Source organism: Burkholderia sp. 9120 (genome assembly GCF_000745015.1).
In the GTDB taxonomy this organism is placed as follows: domain Bacteria; phylum Pseudomonadota; class Gammaproteobacteria; order Burkholderiales; family Burkholderiaceae; genus Paraburkholderia.
The window spans coordinates 5,870,154-5,887,459 of the sequence record NZ_JQNA01000002.1 but is presented as its reverse complement, the minus strand read 5'-3'; the positions used below and the strand labels follow the sequence as shown (position 1 = coordinate 5,887,459).

The following is a 17,306-nucleotide window of genomic DNA, read 5'->3' as shown; positions in this document are numbered from 1 at the left end:
CGAAGCGCGATCGTTTCCTGTGGGGCACCTCTTGGGTCATGCATAAGGCATTGTTTCGCGTAGTGCCCGATGCGGTGATCGGCACGCACGCCCCGGACAATTAATTGTCCGGTGTCGGAGGCATAGCCGTCGTCGCTGTGTCGGCTGCACGCCGAATGGCGGGCCGCTCGCCGAGTGTCGATACCGACGTGAAGAACTCGAAAGCCTTCTCGTTCTCACGGGTAATCTGAAAGCCGAGTTTGCGATGGAAAGCGACCGATAGGCGGTTGGTCTTGTAGACGTGGCTTCTGAACTCGGCAATGCCCCGTTCGCGTGCGAGCCTTGCGACTTTCGCAAGCAGCTCGGATACAACCGCGGAGGTTCGGTGCAAAGGATGCGTACTAAACGCGCCCACGAACCAGCAGTTCTCCGACTCAGGTCGAAGCATTGCGTAGGCGACCAGTTTGCCTGCGCGTTGCACTGAGCACACCTCGCTGTTGTTCAGTGACTGTTGCAAGCGCAAGCGTTGCTGATCGGCATCGAAGACATCGCCAGCCAGTTCTGTGTGTTCGCGTAGCGTGAGTAAATCAAGCGCGAGGAGTTCGTCGATGGTTGGCTGCATGTCAGGGTTCCGATCCGTTAGATAGTGAGAGACGATTCAATAAGAGAGCGTTGTCAGTAACGAACGACCATAGGCAAACCCGTTGCGTCCACCACCGTTATTTCCGGCAGCTTGCAAGCGTTCCCTTCGGCGATGCGTTTCGCGCTCCACAGCGCGGCGAATGCATCGACGATATCGTCCAGGCTTGCATCACGGGCTACGCGTTCGGCTAGAGCGGCATTCAGCGCCGCGCCGAATTCCGCATCGAGTAACGCCTTGCGTATCTGATGACCTTCCGGCTTATTCTTCGACTCGCTTATCCCACCAGGCGATCCCCCTTGCTCCACGCGGAGTTGCATGAAGGCCAACTCCGGGTGTACTTCAAAGACCCGTGCAGCGTCGACAGTTGACTTTTGCAACGCCATATCGACCTGCGCGATCTTCTTAAGGATGTTGAACGCCTGCTTTGAGATCGCCTGGCCCGTGACCACGCGGTGTCGCCGGCAAGCCTCCTGGTAGCAATTAGTGCCGAGCGTTTGCCGCACGGGCGTATGGAATACCGACGCACTACGCGGCCACTTCAGCGCCGCCTTGGCGGCCACGTCGCATTGCCGTTTGCCATCGGACGAGAGCCCGATGGGAATATCAATTGCTACGATCGCCGGGGCAGGCGCCCAGGTAAGCAGCTCGTCGAACGAAGCGCACACGCGAGTGTGAATTTCCGCCGTCTTGTGATCTCGCTTGACGGCATACCAACCGCCCTTACAGCCGTCCACGCCCACGATGTCCCGCGCCAGCCCATTGTCTCTTGTCATTCACCCATCCTGGTTGTGCGCAAAACGCGCAGGCAATCCCCCCGCATAGCCGACCTATAATGCATCAACGAAACCAACGCCTCCAAGCCGAATGACGCCACTTCCAGGAATCGTAAAGCCGATCGAATCCCGGCTACGCGGCGACCCAAGCGTACGCGACGACAACCGCGGCGACAACCGTAGCGACAACGACAGCGCCGAGCCGCTAGGCTCGTTGCCCGCCGATCTCAACGACAGCCGCCTGCTGCACGAACTATCGCTTTCCCTGCTCGAACGTCACGATCTGCCGTCGCTCTACGCGAAGGTAGTCGAGACAGCCCGTGTGCTGATGAGCGCGGACTTTGCCAGCCTGCAGATGCTTGACATGTCAGCGGGCGAGCACGAACCCCATCTTCACCTTCTCGCGCACAGTGGCTTTACCGCTCACGCGGCTGACCACTGGCGCACGGTCCTGATCGAATCGACGACCAGTTGCGGCGAGTCGTGGGCCACCGGCGAACGCGTGGTGGTCTCCGACATTGAACATCACGCGCCGTTTTGCGACACGGTCGATCTCGACGTGTTTCGCGAGACCGGCATCAAGGCCATGCAGTCTACGCCGCTACGTTCTCGCGACGGCGCCTTCATCGGCATGATCTCCACACACTGGGGCCGTTTCCACGAACCCGACGAACGGCAGTTGGGGCTGATCGACATCATGGCGCGACTGACCGCGGATCTGATCGAGCGTGCGAGGTCGGAAGACGCCCTGCGTCTGAGCGAGGCGCGTCTGCGCGCATTGGTCACCGCCACGTCGTACTCGCTTTACCGCATGAGTCCCGACTGGAAATTAATGCGGGCGCTGGACGGTCGCGGTTTTCTGCGCGATACGACCGACGTCAGCGAAGATTGGGTGCGCAACTACATTCATGCCGAGGATCAACCCAGGCTGCTCGCCGCGATCCAGTTGGCGCTCGATTCGCGCTCGATGTTCGAGCTCGAGCACCGCGTCGCGAAGGTCGATGGCACATGGGGCTGGGCGCACTCGCGCGCGGTGCCGCTGTTCGATGCCGACGGCAAGATCGTCGAGTGGTTCGGCGCAGCCAGCGACGTCACGGCTCGTGTGGAAGCGGAGCACGCGCTCCGTGAGAGCCGCGAAAAGCTGCTCGACGCCGACCGCATGAAAGATCAGTTTCTCGCCACGCTCGCGCATGAGTTGCGCAATCCGCTCGCGCCGGTTCGACACGGCCTGCAGATTCTGCGATGTGCGGGCGCGGCCGAGACTTCGTTGCCGATCCTGGACATGCTCGACCGGCAAGTCGATCACATGGTTCGACTGGTGGACGATCTGATGGAAGTGGCGCGCATCAGCAGCGGCGCGTTGCAGTTGTCGCGAACGGAGATCGACGTTGAAGATACCGTGCGTTCGGCGCTCGAACTGAGCCGGCCGTTGCTCGATCGAGGCGGCCATGCCTTGCACGTGCGTTATCCGCCGGAGCGGCTGTACGTCCACGCCGATCAGGTGCGGCTCACGCAGGTGCTGTCGAACCTGCTGAACAACGCCGCGCGGTACACGCCGTCGGGCGGTCGCATCGAACTGGAGATTGGCCGCGACGAGAACCGCGTGGTGATTCGCGTATCGGACAACGGCAACGGACTCGCCGCGACAGATTTGCCGAAGTTGTTCCGGTTGTTCGAGCGACTCGACGCGCCTCAAGCTAGCGGCGAGGGCTTGGGTGTTGGCCTGGCGCTCGCGAAACGATTGATGGAACTACAGGGCGGCGATATTGCCGTCGAAAGCCCCGGACGAGGTCTGGGGAGCACATTCACCGTTCATCTGCCGATTGTGGAGAAACCCGTACACGTGAAATCGTCCACCCGAGTGACGGAGCCGATGCGCTTCGAAGGTCTTCGCGTTCTTATCGTCGACGACAACGTCGATTCCGCGATGAGCCTCGGCATGCTGCTCGACATGAGCGGCTGCACGACCCGCGTGGTTCATAGCGGCGCTGACGCGCTCGAAGCCGTGAAGGAGTTCGAGCCGCGCGTCGCGGTGCTGGACATCGGCATGCCGGACATGGACGGGATACAACTCGCTCGCGAGTTGCGCGCACGCACGCAGCTCGCGCAAACGTCATTGGTTGCGCTGACGGGGTGGGGCCAAGCGGACGACCGCGTTAAAACGCGTGAGGCGGGATTCGAGTGTCATCTCGTGAAACCCGTTTCTTTCGAGCAGCTTTGCGAAGTGCTGTGTCAGTGTGTCGGTCATCTGCCGGCGCAGATAATCGACCCGAGTGTGTAATCGAACCCACGTTTCCTTTCATTCGGAAACCATGCGGAAACATACGTCGCGAGCGGGCCGTTCTGTTCGCGACGCATAACGGTCATTAACATTCGTTTTCCACGGAACCGCGCGTTGTTATTACATGGCGTAATCTGTGTCATCCCGACGTCTCTTGATTTTGAGTGCCCCGAAGGTTACCTTTGCCGCTGGCTCAATATGAGCAAAAAATTTTAACTCGGGGTCGCTATGCGCAGGATGGGGTGGGTAATCAGTCTTCTTTGCATTTCGTTCTGCGGAAATAGCTTCGCTGACACACCGGACTCGATCGCTGCGCAATTGCAATCGCAGCGTCAGGCATTCGCACAGGACGAAAAAATCGACCTGGAGGCGCTGTCGAGGGAAATTCAGGCGACGGTTAAAGAGTCGGAGGCCCTCGATCAGGCCGGCAACGACACGGGAGCCATTAGCCGGCTTCGGGTCCTGGAGAAGTACGCACCGCTGCCGCAATTCCCTAGCTACGATGTACAGATGGAATGCGCGAAGCTCTATGCGAAACTAGCAAAGCAAGATGATGCTGAAGCTTGTCGTCAACGTGCTGTTGCGCTGGCGGATATTCTGAAAGAGCGCACCGGAAGTGGCGCCACGCCGGACGATCCAGTACGGGTTATTACGATCAATGAAGTCACGGAATGGTTGCGCTCGCAATCGTTACGTATCACTGGCTTGCAGACATACCCCTACCACAACGAAAATCTCCAGGTCGTTTCTTATACCGGGCCGTCGACCGTCGGTAAATCGCCGGTTGCGTATTTTTTGTTGAATTCAAGAATTGTGACGTCACTCAACAAAAAGGCAGGTATCTATGATCCGCTGCCGGTTAGCGCGAAAGACGGGAAATATTACGCCGCTTTGCAGCAGGCGCATGAGGCACGCGTCAGATTTCTAAATGATAAAAGTTTTAACTACGGCGAATTGGCCTACCTGTGCACTAACTCGGAGCGCGACGCGCTTCAGCTCGCGCAGCAAGGTGACATCAACGGAGCGCTTGCGAAGATCAGGGAAGTTGAAAAAATTCGACCTATCCAGGATATACCCATCACGGACTTCATTGCCGCCTATAGCTTCCTGCTGGGCAAATCTGGAGACGTCGAGACTCAAATGAAGATGCGGCTGTATTTGTTCGGTATTAACCAGGATATCGCACACAGCGGCAATGGATTGAGTCAGGACACGGCCGTTCATATTGTCGCTACATCGGAAGAGTATGCGTGGGTCCGCGCCAAGAATCTGCGCGTCACGAGGCAGCAACTGGTGCAAAACGGAGAATCCCGCTACGACTTGCTAGATGCAGTCGACGCGAGCGGGCACAGTCAGACTTTCTATTTTGAAGTCACTCAGGTTTTCAATCGGGAAATCCCTGTCGCGGCTCAGTGACAACTAGACGGTGAGTCCCAAACACCCGGGCGCCTACTTCCCGCCCGGCGTTTGCACCGCGCCCGCACCCGGCTTCACGCTACCGTCCGACTGCGGCACTTCAACCGGCTTCACTTCGACGGGCGCGGTGCCGTTCTTTTTCAGGTCGAGCTTATCGGCGGTCTTGGGCGACACATCGACGATCCGGTCCTTGACATAGGGGCCGCGATCCTTGATCACCACCACCGCGCTTGCGCCGGTGTCCAGATTCGTGACCTTGGCCTTGGTGCCGATCGGCAGCGTCTTGCTCGCGGCAACATTGGACTGAGGATTCATCCGCGTGCCGTCGGCCATTTCTTTCGAGTAAAACTTCTTTCCGTAGTAAGAGGCTGTGCCTTTGCGCGCTTTGCCGGAACGATCGAGCGGGGCGTTGTTCGCGGCCTTATGGTTCGCGTGCGTGGTGTCGATGGGGGCCGCCTGTTGCTGCGCAAGCGCGGTACTTAACCCGTAGAAGAGCGCGAGAAGTAGAAGCAGCAGAAACGCTCGAAGCTTTCCTCGTTGGCTGTGCTGTAGACGAGTCAAGTCGGCGTCGACGAAAGGCGTCGATAGCCGACTCGCCGTGGTATGAAGATTCGTTTCCATTGCTACTCCTCCTCAGCCAGACGAAAGCAGCAATGACCTGAGTAGCAAAAGTAACGCCTGACGCTTACTCACCACGGAATCGTCTGGTTCTCCCATCGCGTGAATGTCCCTGTCGGGCCGTCCGCGCCGAGCAGCGCGACACGCACCGCCTCCCGAGCACCTTCTTCGACCGTCTCCGTACCTGCATAACCATTAAGGTTCGTTTTGGTGAAGCCCGGAGAAACGGCGTTGACCTTGGTCCCTTCCGGCTCCAGTTCGAGCGCCATGGCCAAGGTCAACGCGTTGAGGGCTGTCTTCGACGCCGGATAGACCGGCCCAAAAATCGCACGGTACGGAAAGGCGGGGTCCGAGTTCGTCGTCAGCGAGCCCACGCCGCTCGACACGTTGACGATCCGGGCCGCCGACGCTCGCCGCAGAAGCGGCAGCATCGCTTGATAGACAGCGAGAACACCGAACACATTGGTGTCCCACACCGCGCGCATTTCATCGAGCGATACGTTACTCGGGCGAGTCGTCCTCGCGTACTCCTCGACGGACTGACCGGGCTGCTTGTTCGTATTCGAAATGGCGGCGTTATTGATGAGCACGTCGAGGCGGCCCAGTTCCACGCGAATACGTTCCGCCGCAGCCGTGATCGAAGCCTGATCCGTCACGTCGAGTTGAAGCGCGCGGGCGTCCGAGCCCACCTCTCTGGCTGCTACTTCGCCGCGCTCGACATCGCGCGACCCGACCAGCACCGTGAAGCCTTGCGCCGCGAGATCCCTGGCGATCTGAAGGCCGATACCTTGATTAGCCCCAGTGACGAGGGCGATAGGTTTGTCCTGCATGAGAATCTCCTTGTCGTATTGCGCGGCTCGAAACAAGCGAGCCGCGCGCCATTCGGTCAGCGAGCCTCAGCTGCCCACTGTTCGGCATCCGCGCCCGCTGGAATACGCATCGGCGAAGACGGATCGGTCGCTGCGCGCCACACCGCTTCTGCGACGTCCTGCGCGTGGGTGACTGGAGCGGACGCATCTTGCAGTTGCGCGAAGACGCTCTTCACGAGTCCCGCATAAGCCTCGTGTTCGAAACCATGCATATGAGCACGCGCGTTCTCGCCGAAACGCGTGTCGGGCGCACGTCCCGGCAGCACCAGACGCACTCGTACGCCGAACTGTTCGAGTTCCAGCGCCATCGACTCCGTGAAAGCGTTCACCGCCACCTTGCTCGCGCGATACGCGCCGAGCAGCGGCAGCGCCTTCAGCGTCACGCTCGACGTGACATTCACGACGACGCCCGCCCGGCGCTCACGAAACTGCGGCAGCACCGCCTGCGTCAACGCAATCGTGCCGAAGGTATTGGTCTCGAAGACCTCGCGCACCGTCGCGAGCGGAACGAGTTCGGCCGGTGACGCCGCGCCGAAACCCGCGTTGTTGACCAGCACGTCGATCGGACCGGCGGCCTCGACGGCCTCGCGAATACTGTCCGGATTCGTGACGTCGAGCGCCAGCACGCGCAGGCGCTCCGAAGGCGGCAGCACGTCGGCGCGTGGTGCGCGCATCGTCGCGATGACCTGCCAGTCGCGCGCCAGAAAGTAGCGGGCGATCTCGAGGCCGAAGCCGGAAGAGCAGCCGGTGATTAGCACGGTTTTCATAAAAACTCCGATGATTGGGTTGGGGTGTGCTCATACGATAGATCGCCAACGCCGTACTCGCTACAATCGACAATCCGAATTTCATTTGCAGGAGTCCGGCGATGATCGATCCCTTGGCCGAAGTCGTGACGCTGCTGCAACCCAGTGCGCGGTTCTCCAAACTCGTCCACAGCGCGAGCCCCTGGCGCATCAGTCGTTCAGATGCAGGCCAGCCGTTCTACTGCGCGATTCTCGAAGGCGGTTGCCGCATCACGATCGACGGACACGCGCCGCTCGAACTGCTATCCGGCGATTTCGTCCTGATTCCGGCGGCGTATGGCGTCGCGATCTCCAGCCTCGAGCCGCCGCCGCCGGGCGTCGAGACGTCGGACCCGCTCGCGCTCGGCAACGGCGAATACCGAATCGGCGCGCCGGACCGCCCGATCGACACGCGCATGATGGCGGGCCATTGCCGCTTCGGCTCGCCGGATGCGTCGTTGCTGGTTTCGCTGCTGCCGCAAATCGTGCATGTCCGCGGCGAACATCGGCTGGCCACGCTGGTGCAACTGGTGCGCGAGGAATCGCACGAGCAACGGCCCGCGCGCGAGGTCGTGCTGTCGCGGCTGCTGGAAGTGCTGTTGATCGAGGCATTGCGCTCGACGGCGGGAACGAATGCGTCGCCGGGCCTGGTACGCGGACTCGCCGACAGCCGACTCGCGGCGGCGATCCGTGGCATGCACGAACGCCCTACCCACGCGTGGACGGTCGCGGAACTCGCGAAAGAAGCCGCGTTGTCGCGGTCGACTTTTTTCGAGCGCTTCAGCCGCGCGGTCGGCGTCGCGCCGATGGAATATCTGCTCGCGTGGCGCATGGCGCTCGCGAAAGACCTGTTGCGTCGCAACGAAGGCCGCGTCGCCGAAGTGGCGCAGCGTGTCGGTTACAGCTCGGCCAGCACCTTCAGCGTCGCGTTCACGCGGCATGTTGGCCGGCCGCCTGCGCAGTACGCGCGCGAGGAACAGGCGGTGGCGAACGGCGCATAAAACGGGCGTCCGGCTCGGTGCGTCCGCAACGAAACCTGCGCATAGCGCGAAACAAGTCATGCGCCAGGCCCGTAGATTGCCGAGCATTAGGCCTTGCGTTCCGCGCCAAAGATTACCAGGCTGAGGGTACTGTTGTGCGTCCGCGCGGCCGTCCGGTCTTCGATCACGCCCCGCGACGCCGAAGCCGCCAACTTTTACGAGGAACTGACCATGGATCATCGCGTTCCGGTTTTGATCGTCGGCGCCGGGCCGACCGGTTTGACACTGGCGCTGACGCTACGCCATTACGGCATCGCGGTGCGGGTGATCGACAGGCTGGAGAAACCCGCAGACCTGTCGAAAGCGCTCGCGGTGTGGCCGGCGAGCCTGGAGCTGTTGAGCGGCCTGGGCGTCGGCGCGGCGTTCGACGAGGCGGCCGTCGCCATGAGCGCGGTGACCTTCGGCGACGGCGCTCGCCGGCTGGCGCGCGTGTCCATGAAAGACGGCATCGACAGCGCGCATCCCGATCCTCTCCTGCTGCCGCAGTCGCGCACCGAAGCGATTCTCACGGCACGCTTCGTCGAGATGGGCGGCGTGATCGAGCGTGGCGTGGAACTGACCGGCCTGAGCGAAACCGCCGATACCGTGACGGCCACGCTAAAACAGGCGGACGGCCGGATCGAGGAAGCGGCCGCATCGTGGCTGGTCGGCGCCGACGGGGCGCGCAGCGCGGTGCGCCATGCCCTCGACATCGCGTTCGAAGGCGATACGGAGCCCGACACGTATCTGCTCGGCGACGTGCGTATCGACGGCGCCGAACTCGATCAGCACAGCATTCACATCTGGTGGCACGACGGCGGCACGGTCGCGCTGTTTCCGTTCGCGCACGACGTATGGCGCGTGATTAGCCGCCGCGTCGGCGACGAAGCAACGTCGCGAGGCGACGAACCGCCGACTCTCGATGAACTCCAGCAGAAGGTGACGCGCCATGGGCCGCCGAACGCGACGTTGTCGGAGCCGGGTTGGTTATCCACGTTTCGAATCAATGAGCGGCTTGCGGCGCGCTATCGCGAGGGCCGCGTGTTTCTCGCCGGCGACGCCGCACACATTCATAGTCCGGCGGGCGGGCAGGGCATGAACACGGGCATCCAGGACGCGGCGAACCTCGGCTGGAAGCTCGCTTACGTGCTCCAGGGGCGCGGCGAGGCCGCCACGCTGCTGGACAGTTACGAGGCCGAACGGCGGCCGGTGGCGCGCCATGTGATCGACAACGCGGCGCGACTGCTGCATGTCGGCATGGCGCCGCATCCACTCGCGCGTCTTGCCCGCGACGCGGCCGTGTCCGTACTCGACCACGTGCCGGCGTTGCAGGAACGCTTGCGAACCGAGATGGCCGAGACGGATATCACCTATCACGATGGTCCGCTGGTCGCGCTTGGCGGCGCGTCGGGGCATCCTGCGCGCGGTTTTCCGGGCACGCGCGCGCTCGATCTGCATTGGACTCATGCAACTGACGGACAACAGCGGACGCTATGGCCGCTGCTGGATGCACGTCATACGTTGGTCGTGTTTCGCGGCGGCGAGGCGTCGCATGCCGAAGCCATCGTCGCGCCGTTCGGCGACGCGGTTCAAAGCGTACCGCTCGATACCGCCGACGATCCGGCAGGCGAAGCGCGCCGGCGCTACCGCTTCGAAGGCGACGGCGACGGCTGGGTGCTGATCAGGCCTGACCAGGTGATCGCGCTGCGGGGCACGTCAGCGGATGTGACATCACTGGAGCGTTATCTTCGGGATGTTGTCTGCTTACGAAGCCCCGCAAGTCAGTAGTCGCCGAGACGCAACGCACGCTCAAATAATCGCAAAAAGCTAATAACAACGAGGAAAACGTTTGCAACAGGCCTTTCAGCGGATCGACCTCCCGTTTCACTTTCGAGGATCCTTTCTTTAATGATTGGCCGTAACGAAACTGACATATAGACGCATTAGCGTGCTCATTTCTTGTTCAACGGGTAGGCTCGAAATGCATCCCGCGCTTGCGCAGTTTCGTCGCCCCGGAGTCACCGCAAGCCCGCGTTGCGCCGGCGATTTATGTCACGAATTTCCCGCTGTCGATGCCGCCGATTCGAATTCCCTTGCCATGGAGATTTTCTATGCGCGGCGCGACATGGGGAGTTTGGCCGTGGTGGAAGGCGATCGTCCGATCGGACTGATTAACCGCGATATTTTCCTGTCGCAAATGAGCAAGCCGTTTCACCGCGAGCTCTACGACAAGAAAAGCTGTATCGCGTTTATGGACAAGGAGCCGCTCATCGTCGACGCCGACATGAGTATCGAGGCGCTGACGTTCAAAACGGTCGAGGCGGGCAACAAGGCGCTGTCCGACGGTTTCATCGTGACGCGGCAGGGCCGCTTCGTCGGACTGGCGAGCGGCTTTCAGCTATTGGGCGCGGTGGCCGAAGTGCAGGCGGAAAAGAACCGCCAGATCATGCAGAGCATCGAATATGCGAGCGTGATCCAGCAAGCCATGCTGCGTGCTTCGCGCGACGCGCTGTCGTCCATGCTGGCGGACGCCGCGCTGGTCTGGGAGCCGCGCGACGTGGTGGGCGGCGACTTCTATCATTTCGCGTCGTTTCCCGATGGATGGTTTTGCGCCGTCGCCGACTGTACCGGCCACGGCGTGCCCGGCGCGTTCATGACGCTGCTTGCATCGGCTTCGCTGTCGCAGGCGCTCGAACGGATCGGGCCACGCGACCCAGCCGCGCTGCTGGCGGCGGTCAACCGCAACGTCAAGGGCCTGCTCGGTCAGGAACATGGGGCGGGCGAGTCGCCGCAGTCGAACGACGGCCTCGACGCCGCGTTCTTCTGGTTCGACGCGCAATCGCGGCAACTGCATTTTTCCGGCGCGCGCATTGCGTTGCATGTTTTGCGGCCGGATGCCGAGGCGTTCGACAGCATGGCCGGCGAGCGCATGGGCGTGGGTTATGTAGACAGTCAGGCGGACTATGCGTGGGCGCTGAACACCGTTGAGCTTCCGCCAGGCAGCTTGCTGTTCGTTTCAACCGATGGACTGATCGATCAGATCGGCGGTCCGCGAAAAATCGCTTTTGGGAAGCGTCGCGCGCTCGGCCTCATTGTCGAGAACCGTGTTCAACCGTTATCCGCCATCTGCGAAGGTCTGCAGCGCGCTTTGGCCGACTGGCAGGGCGCCCAGGCGCGCCGCGATGACGTCACGCTATTTTTTGCACGCGTTTAGGGTAGTCCATGAACATGTTTGAACTTCTGGAACAGGATGCCGCCTTCTTCGAACTCGCTCAGCGGCGCAACCTGATTTTTTATCATAAAGGCTACTTCTCTCACAGCATCGTGGCGGCAATGAGTGAGGTCGTGAAACTGCAACTGGAAGTGGCGGGAGTCAGCGGACCGACCCGGCGCAAATTGTTTTCGTCCTTTATCGAACTCGCGCAGAATATCGTCCACTATTCGTCGGACTCGCTCGTCGAGGGCGGCGTCGAGGGCGGTGCAATTCGCGAGGGCGCGGTGTGCATCAGCACCGAGGGCGAGCGTCATCTCATGCTCTGCATGAATCCGATCGCGACGTCGGCGGTAAGTAATTTGCGCGAAAGGCTCGAGCCGTTGCGCAACATGTCGCTTGAAGAAATCAAGCAGGCGTATAAGCTGACGCTGCGCGCGGATACGCCGGAAGAAAGCAAAGGCGCGGGGCTCGGGTTCCTGACCATGGCGCGCGACGCGAGCGCTCCGCTGGAGTTTGCCTTTTATCCGCGTGTGGATACCCCGGAAACCACGCTGTTTTGCCTCAAGACCATCATCTGACCCAGTGACGAGTACGCGCCATGGATAATCTTTATATTGCAGCTACGACGACGTCGCCGGAAGTCGATTTTCAATTCGATCAGAACATGCTGACGTTCCGGGGCGAGTCGTATCCCGAGAATGCGGCCGCGTTTTACGCCCCGATCATCGAGCAGCTTCGCGCCTACCTGGCGGCTTGTCACGACGCCGTGATCACGGTCGAGGTCACGCTCACGTACTTCAACAGTTCGAGCACGAAAATGCTGTTCAGCGTGTTCGACGCGCTGGATCAGGCGGCTTCGGCGGGCAATCAGGTACTCGTGCGGTGGTTCCGCGACGCCGAAGACGAAACCATTCTCGAATTCGGTGAAGAATTGCAGGCCGATTTCACGGCGATCCAGTTTACCGATTGCCCGGTTGCGACATAAGGACGGTTACGGTGGTGTCAACTTCCTCCTCGGACACACCTTCGAACGACGCTCCGGACCTGTTCCGGAACGAAAGCGAGGCGCTGGAGAAGGCCCGCGCGATTCATGCGAACGCCGACGCGGACGCCGGGCAATCGCGCCTGGCGCTGGCCGAATTGATTGGGCATTTCGAGCGCCTGATGCGCGAAACGCGTCGCCTGATTGGACGCAGCGACCGCGCCGAGCGCGAGATGCATGCGCTGACCCAGCAACTGCAATATCGCGCGACTCACGACGCGTTGACCGACGTTCTGAACCGCAGTGCGGTGATCGAGCGGACCATCAAGGCGTTGCGCGTGGATCGCGCCGTGATGATCCTGCTCGACATCGACGAGTTCAAGAAGGTCAACGACGATTTCGGCCACCCGGTGGGCGACGCCGTGATTCTCGGTATTGTCGATTGCTTGCGGCGTATTGTCGGTGATCGGGGTGTTATCGGCCGGGTTGGCGGCGAAGAGTTTACCGTGCTGTTGCCGGGGCACAATCTCGCCGACGCACTGCAGTTGGCGGAGAAAATGCGCGCGGCGATCGGCAATCATGTGTTCGCGGCACCCGTGAATCGTCGCATTACGGCGAGCTTCGGCGTCAGCGCCAATGCAGCGCGGACTGATTTCGACACCGCATACGGCTTAGCCGATTCCGCTTTGTACAAAGCAAAACGCGGCGGCCGCAATCGCGTGGAGTTTGCCGATCAGCAACTGGCCTCGCTGACGGTGTCGGGCGAGGATTGAATACGCTTAGCCAGAGATCGGGGCAGCGGGAGTTTTGTCGGCGCGCACGATCTCGATGGTGCCGAGCATCGTGCGGAATCGTCCGTCAACGTGAACACCTTTGAATCCCGCCTGCTCCACCATGCCGGGCAATTTGCCGCGGACGTTGTCCTGCGTCGTCCGGAAACCGTCCACTAACTGAATGACGAGAAAAGCCGCGCGCATCAACGGATCCTGCGCGGCGCCCCAGTCGGCGATATGCAATTGTCCGGCCGGCTTCAGCACCCGACGTATTTCAGCCAGCGTGCGCTGTTTGGCGTCGTAGTCCAGGTGATGGAAAAAGAGGCTCGATAGCACGCTGTCGAAATGGCTGTCGGGAAACGGTAGCTGGAACGACATCGCATGCGTGAAGCTCACCGACACCCCGCGTTCCGCCGACTTGCGCCGGGCGCGCGCCAGAATCGCCGGATCGCCGTCGATGCCATGCATCTCCAGTGCCGGTTCGCGCTGCGCTACCATGCAGCCTAACGTTCCGGTGCCACATCCCACGTCGAGTACTCTTTGTCCCGGTTGCAGCGCGACGCCGTCGAGCAGTGCCGATTTGAACATCCGCTCGCGGGATGTCATCGCAACGACGGGGTCGTATAGCGCAGTCAGGGAAGCGAAGCGCAGCGCGTGGATATAGCCGTTATTGGAAGACATTCATGCACCTCGAGAGCGCGGGTTAAGGATCGAGACGCCAGCATGCGCGCGGTCATGCTCTCAGCACTTGAATAAACTGGCTGATATGTCCGCGACTCCATTCCATCTCTATGTCTGGCCGCAGCGCCTGCTGATGCTGGCGCCCGCTCACGCGTCGGACTCGCATCGGCATCATCTGGCGCAGATCGCTTTCGGCCTCGATGGGCCGGTTGTCTTTGAGTCGCCGCAAAGCGGCGTGCTCCGCGCCGATCTGTTGCTCATTCCGCCGGATGTTCCGCATGCGCATCCCGCGTTCGGAACGTCGGCGGTGTTGTATCTGGAGCCTGAAAGCATCGAGTGGGCGCGCTTTAGCGGCCGTGAAAACGCCGGCCTCGCTGCGTTGCCGTTCGACCCGCGGTTGCGCGCCCTCGCGCGCCATGCCGCTGCCGGCGATACGGTTGCCGCGCAGTCGTTGGTGGACAGTCTGATCGGACCGCCGGCGCACGGCACGTCGACCGAAGATGTGCTCGTCTCGCAGGTTTGCGCGCTGGTTCGCGAGCGTCTCGACGGACCAATTACGTTGGCGGCGCTGGCCGAAGCCGTGCATCGCTCACCGGGCCGGCTCGCGCACCGTTTTCGCGACGCGATCGGCGTGCCTTTGCGACGCTACGTTTTATGGTGCCGCCTACGCGCGGCGGTGGAAGAGGCCATGCGCGGATCGAGCCTGACCCGTGCGGCGCATGTGGCGGGTTTCGCGGACTCGGCGCACCTATCGCGTACGTTTCGCGCGATGTTCGGCATTGCGCCGTCGTTCCTGTTCGAGCGTGGCCGCGTTAGCGTGACGTTTTGCGAAACCGCAGCGGACAGCTAGCCGGAAAATAGCCCCACGTGCCGCATCCCGACACACACGACTCAGGTATGCTGGGGTCTTCGGGTTAGCTTCCGTGCAAGGGGAGAATATGCGGCGCGTCGTATTCAATCAGAAAGGTGGCGTAGGTAAATCGACGATCGTGTGCAACCTGGCGGCCATCAGCGCCAGCGAAGGTTTGCGCACGCTGGTGATCGACCTGGATGCGCAGGCGAATTCAAGTCAATACCTGCTCGGCGCAAAAACCAGCGAGGCGCATCCCACCGTTGCTGGCTTCTTCGAAACCGCACTGACGTTCAGCTTCAAGCCCGTGGAAATCACGTCGTTCATTCATCCGACGCCGTTCGAGAATCTCGACATCATGCCCGCGCATGCCGACCTGGACGCGTTGCACGGCAAGCTCGAATCGCGCTACAAGATCTACAAGTTGCGTGATGCGCTCAACGAGCTCGACATGTACGACGCGGTTTATATCGACACGCCGCCGGCGCTGAACTTCTATACCCGCTCCGCGCTGATCGCCGTCGAGCGCTGTCTGATTCCGTTCGACTGCGACGACTTCTCCCGTCGCGCGCTGTACACGTTGCTGGAAAACGTGAAGGAGATCCAGCAAGATCACAACGACGCGCTGGAAGTGGAGGGCATCGTCATCAACCAGTTTCAACCGCGTGCGAGCCTGCCGCAGCAACTGGTCGATGAACTCGTCGCCGAGGGCTTGCCGGTGCTGGCTTCGCGGCTGTCTTCGTCGGTGAAGATTCGCGAATCGCATCAGCAGGCGAAGCCCGTCATTCACCTCGATCCGGGGCATAAGCTTTCGCAGGAATATCGCGCGTTGCATCGTGAGCTGAGCGAATAGCGGGAAGCTTTGGCCTTCGCGTTAGTTGGCGGGTTCAGGCCCGATTCCGCTCGCGTTTTGCGCGGACTCGGCCAACCACACCAGCTTCTCCATTTTCAGTTGCCCCATGCGCTTCGACGTAAGCCGCGCATCGATCCGGTTCACCACGACCAGATCGAGCGACGGCACGACGACAGCATATTGCCCCAAGTGACCATCGGCCCAGAAAGTAGGCCTTAGCAGCGCCGCTTTCGGGCCGCGAGGCCGGCTTGCCGGTACGCTCGTCCACCACATGTAGCCGTAACCGCCGGTTGTCGTGTCCGAATACGATTGCGTCGATTCGGCGACCCATTCCGCCGGCACGATCTGCCGGTCGCGCCAACGGCCATCGTGCAGATACAGCAGCGCGAAACGGGCAAGATCGCGGGCGCTCATGTCGATCAGATAGGCGGGATACCGCGTGGCGAGTCCGCCGGACACATCGTGGCCGTCCGATGGCCGGTAATCCTGCATGCCGATGGGGTTCGCGATCTCCGTCTGCAGCGCCTGGAAAATATCCTGACCGCTGGCCTTTGCGTAGATCGCGCCGACCGTGTTGAAGTCCCAGTTGTTGTAGTACCAGAACGTACCCGATGGATGGCTATAGCGCGGTGGTTTGGCGGCTTGCATTTCCGCCGTTTCGTACACGGACGGGTGATAAACGCCGGAGCGTGCCTCCAGCAGCATGCGCACGGTCGCCTGCTTCTCGGTCGGCGAAAGAGTGGGTTCGTTGTCGTCGACGCCGAGTTGCGCGAGCGTGTCGTCGAGGTGAATTTGGCCGCGTCCGACCGCAATGCCGATCAGTGCGCTCATGAAGCTCTTGCGCGCCGAATAGAGATTGGATCTTCTCGATACGTCGCCCCATTCGGCAACGACTACGCCGTCGTGGACGATCATGCCGGACGTCGAACCTTGCTGTTTCGCGTAGGCGACAGCGCGGTCGATACCGTCTTGCGAGAAACCCTGTGTGGTCGGTGCGGCTCGCGTCCAGTCGGCGCCGGGAAATGTGGATTGCGGGTTGGATGCCTCGGGCGCGGATGCTGACGCCGATGGTTGCTCCGACGCACATGCGCCGAGTATCGATACGAGTCCCGCTGTGACAAGCACGCGAGATACGCCTCCGTGCCGGGTTGTTTTGCTCAGGCCGGACATACTCCCCCTCTCTGACATGGTTTGCCTCGCTGTCGGTTCTATGCCTCTCTTTAACGTCGCAGGATCGAAAATCCGTCGCCGGTTAGCTTGAGCCAATAACCGCAGTCGGACCGAAGCTGCCACGAAAAAAAACCTTCAAGCCTGAGCTCGAAGGAAGTCAATGCGCTCTATGCGACGCGCCTGGTTTTTCGCGGCAGCGGCCTTCTCAATGAGTGCCGCGACAACAGCCGGATTAAGTTCTCATGTTGTTGATGCTGGATGCCGGCTTCGTCAACGTTGAACGATACCGGGACGCATCGATGCAACACGGATTGACTCTATCCCGATAATTTACACCTACCCGCTAGAGGATAAAATCACGGGCGAACTTGGTGTGTTGGAAAGAACAATTTGGGGGGTA

At 61.2% G+C, this 17,306-nt stretch carries 17 protein-coding genes; 10 read left to right on the top strand and 7 right to left on the bottom strand.

What is annotated here, in order from left to right; translation table 11 throughout:
• Positions 1–100: 100 nt before the first annotated feature.
• Both FA94_RS34170 and FA94_RS34165 read right to left on the bottom strand, forming a co-directional pair.
• The gene (locus FA94_RS34170) at positions 101–601 is read right to left on the bottom strand and encodes a GNAT family N-acetyltransferase (RefSeq protein WP_051981069.1); all 501 of its coding nucleotides are present in this window, start codon (positions 599–601) and stop codon (positions 101–103) included.
• Between the two features lie 53 nt (positions 602–654).
• The gene (locus FA94_RS34165) at positions 655–1,395 is read right to left on the bottom strand and encodes a DUF429 domain-containing protein (protein WP_035560154.1); all 741 of its coding nucleotides are present in this window, start codon (positions 1,393–1,395) and stop codon (positions 655–657) included.
• A gap of 91 nt (positions 1,396–1,486) precedes the next feature.
• On the opposite strand from FA94_RS34165, the gene FA94_RS34160 reads away from it, so the two are divergent.
• A complete protein-coding gene (locus FA94_RS34160) occupies positions 1,487–3,676 on the top strand; it encodes an ATP-binding protein (protein WP_051981067.1) in 2,190 nt (729 codons plus the stop codon).
• Positions 3,677–3,994: 318 nt separating this feature from the next.
• Positions 3,995–5,092: a DUF4919 domain-containing protein gene (locus FA94_RS34155; protein WP_176060523.1), complete on the top strand. Its 1,098-nt coding sequence runs from the start codon at positions 3,995–3,997 to the stop codon at positions 5,090–5,092.
• Positions 5,093–5,125: 33 nt separating this feature from the next.
• Here FA94_RS34155 and FA94_RS34150 read toward each other — a convergent pair whose 3' ends face one another.
• The 3 genes from FA94_RS34150 to FA94_RS34140 all read right to left on the bottom strand — a co-directional run bounded on the left by FA94_RS34150 (position 5,126) and on the right by FA94_RS34140 (position 7,346).
• Positions 5,126–5,713 (bottom strand): septal ring lytic transglycosylase RlpA family protein, encoded by a 588-nt coding sequence (locus FA94_RS34150; protein ID WP_081936295.1) that lies wholly within the window; start codon positions 5,711–5,713, stop codon positions 5,126–5,128.
• 68 nt (positions 5,714–5,781) lie between these two features.
• Positions 5,782–6,540 carry an SDR family oxidoreductase gene (locus tag FA94_RS34145; protein WP_035560146.1) on the bottom strand — a complete coding sequence of 253 codons (759 nt, stop codon included), beginning with the start codon at positions 6,538–6,540 and terminating at the stop codon, positions 5,782–5,784.
• A 56-nt stretch (positions 6,541–6,596) separates the two neighbouring features.
• Positions 6,597–7,346, bottom strand: coding sequence for an SDR family oxidoreductase (locus FA94_RS34140; protein ID WP_035560143.1), 750 nt, complete (start codon positions 7,344–7,346; stop codon positions 6,597–6,599).
• Between the two features lie 101 nt (positions 7,347–7,447).
• On the opposite strand from FA94_RS34140, the gene FA94_RS34135 reads away from it, so the two are divergent.
• The 6 genes from FA94_RS34135 (at position 7,448) to FA94_RS34110 (ending at position 13,352) form a co-directional block, all read left to right on the top strand.
• Entirely contained in the window at positions 7,448–8,365 is a 918-nt protein-coding gene (locus tag FA94_RS34135) for an AraC family transcriptional regulator (RefSeq protein ID WP_197070274.1), read from the top strand.
• A gap of 210 nt (positions 8,366–8,575) precedes the next feature.
• A complete protein-coding gene (locus FA94_RS34130; RefSeq protein ID WP_035563936.1) occupies positions 8,576–10,171 on the top strand; it encodes an FAD-dependent monooxygenase in 1,596 nt (531 codons plus the stop codon).
• A gap of 310 nt (positions 10,172–10,481) precedes the next feature.
• Positions 10,482–11,597, top strand: coding sequence for a SpoIIE family protein phosphatase (locus FA94_RS34125; RefSeq protein ID WP_035560135.1), 1,116 nt, complete (start codon positions 10,482–10,484; stop codon positions 11,595–11,597).
• A 14-nt stretch (positions 11,598–11,611) separates the two neighbouring features.
• Positions 11,612–12,175, top strand: coding sequence for a SiaB family protein kinase (locus FA94_RS34120; RefSeq protein WP_035563933.1), 564 nt, complete (start codon positions 11,612–11,614; stop codon positions 12,173–12,175).
• Between the two features lie 20 nt (positions 12,176–12,195).
• Complete coding sequence (locus FA94_RS34115; RefSeq protein WP_035560132.1) at positions 12,196–12,582, top strand: DUF1987 domain-containing protein; 387 nt, start codon at positions 12,196–12,198, stop codon at positions 12,580–12,582.
• Between the two features lie 11 nt (positions 12,583–12,593).
• Positions 12,594–13,352 carry a GGDEF domain-containing protein gene (locus tag FA94_RS34110; RefSeq protein WP_051981065.1) on the top strand — a complete coding sequence of 253 codons (759 nt, stop codon included), beginning with the start codon at positions 12,594–12,596 and terminating at the stop codon, positions 13,350–13,352.
• 6 nt (positions 13,353–13,358) lie between these two features.
• Here FA94_RS34110 and FA94_RS34105 read toward each other — a convergent pair whose 3' ends face one another.
• The gene (locus FA94_RS34105; RefSeq protein ID WP_035560131.1) at positions 13,359–14,033 is read right to left on the bottom strand and encodes a class I SAM-dependent methyltransferase; all 675 of its coding nucleotides are present in this window, start codon (positions 14,031–14,033) and stop codon (positions 13,359–13,361) included.
• Between the two features lie 85 nt (positions 14,034–14,118).
• Here FA94_RS34105 and FA94_RS37490 point away from each other — a divergent pair, with 85 nt between their 5' ends.
• Both FA94_RS37490 and FA94_RS34095 read left to right on the top strand, forming a co-directional pair.
• Positions 14,119–14,883 (top strand): helix-turn-helix transcriptional regulator, encoded by a 765-nt coding sequence (locus FA94_RS37490; RefSeq protein ID WP_051981064.1) that lies wholly within the window; start codon positions 14,119–14,121, stop codon positions 14,881–14,883.
• 88 nt (positions 14,884–14,971) lie between these two features.
• Entirely contained in the window at positions 14,972–15,736 is a 765-nt protein-coding gene (locus tag FA94_RS34095) for a ParA family protein (RefSeq protein ID WP_035560127.1), read from the top strand.
• A 21-nt stretch (positions 15,737–15,757) separates the two neighbouring features.
• Here the strand turns inward: FA94_RS34095 and FA94_RS34090 are convergent, their stop codons facing one another.
• Positions 15,758–16,861 (bottom strand): serine hydrolase domain-containing protein, encoded by a 1,104-nt coding sequence (locus FA94_RS34090; protein ID WP_197070272.1) that lies wholly within the window; start codon positions 16,859–16,861, stop codon positions 15,758–15,760.
• Positions 16,862–17,306 lie beyond the last annotated feature (445 nt).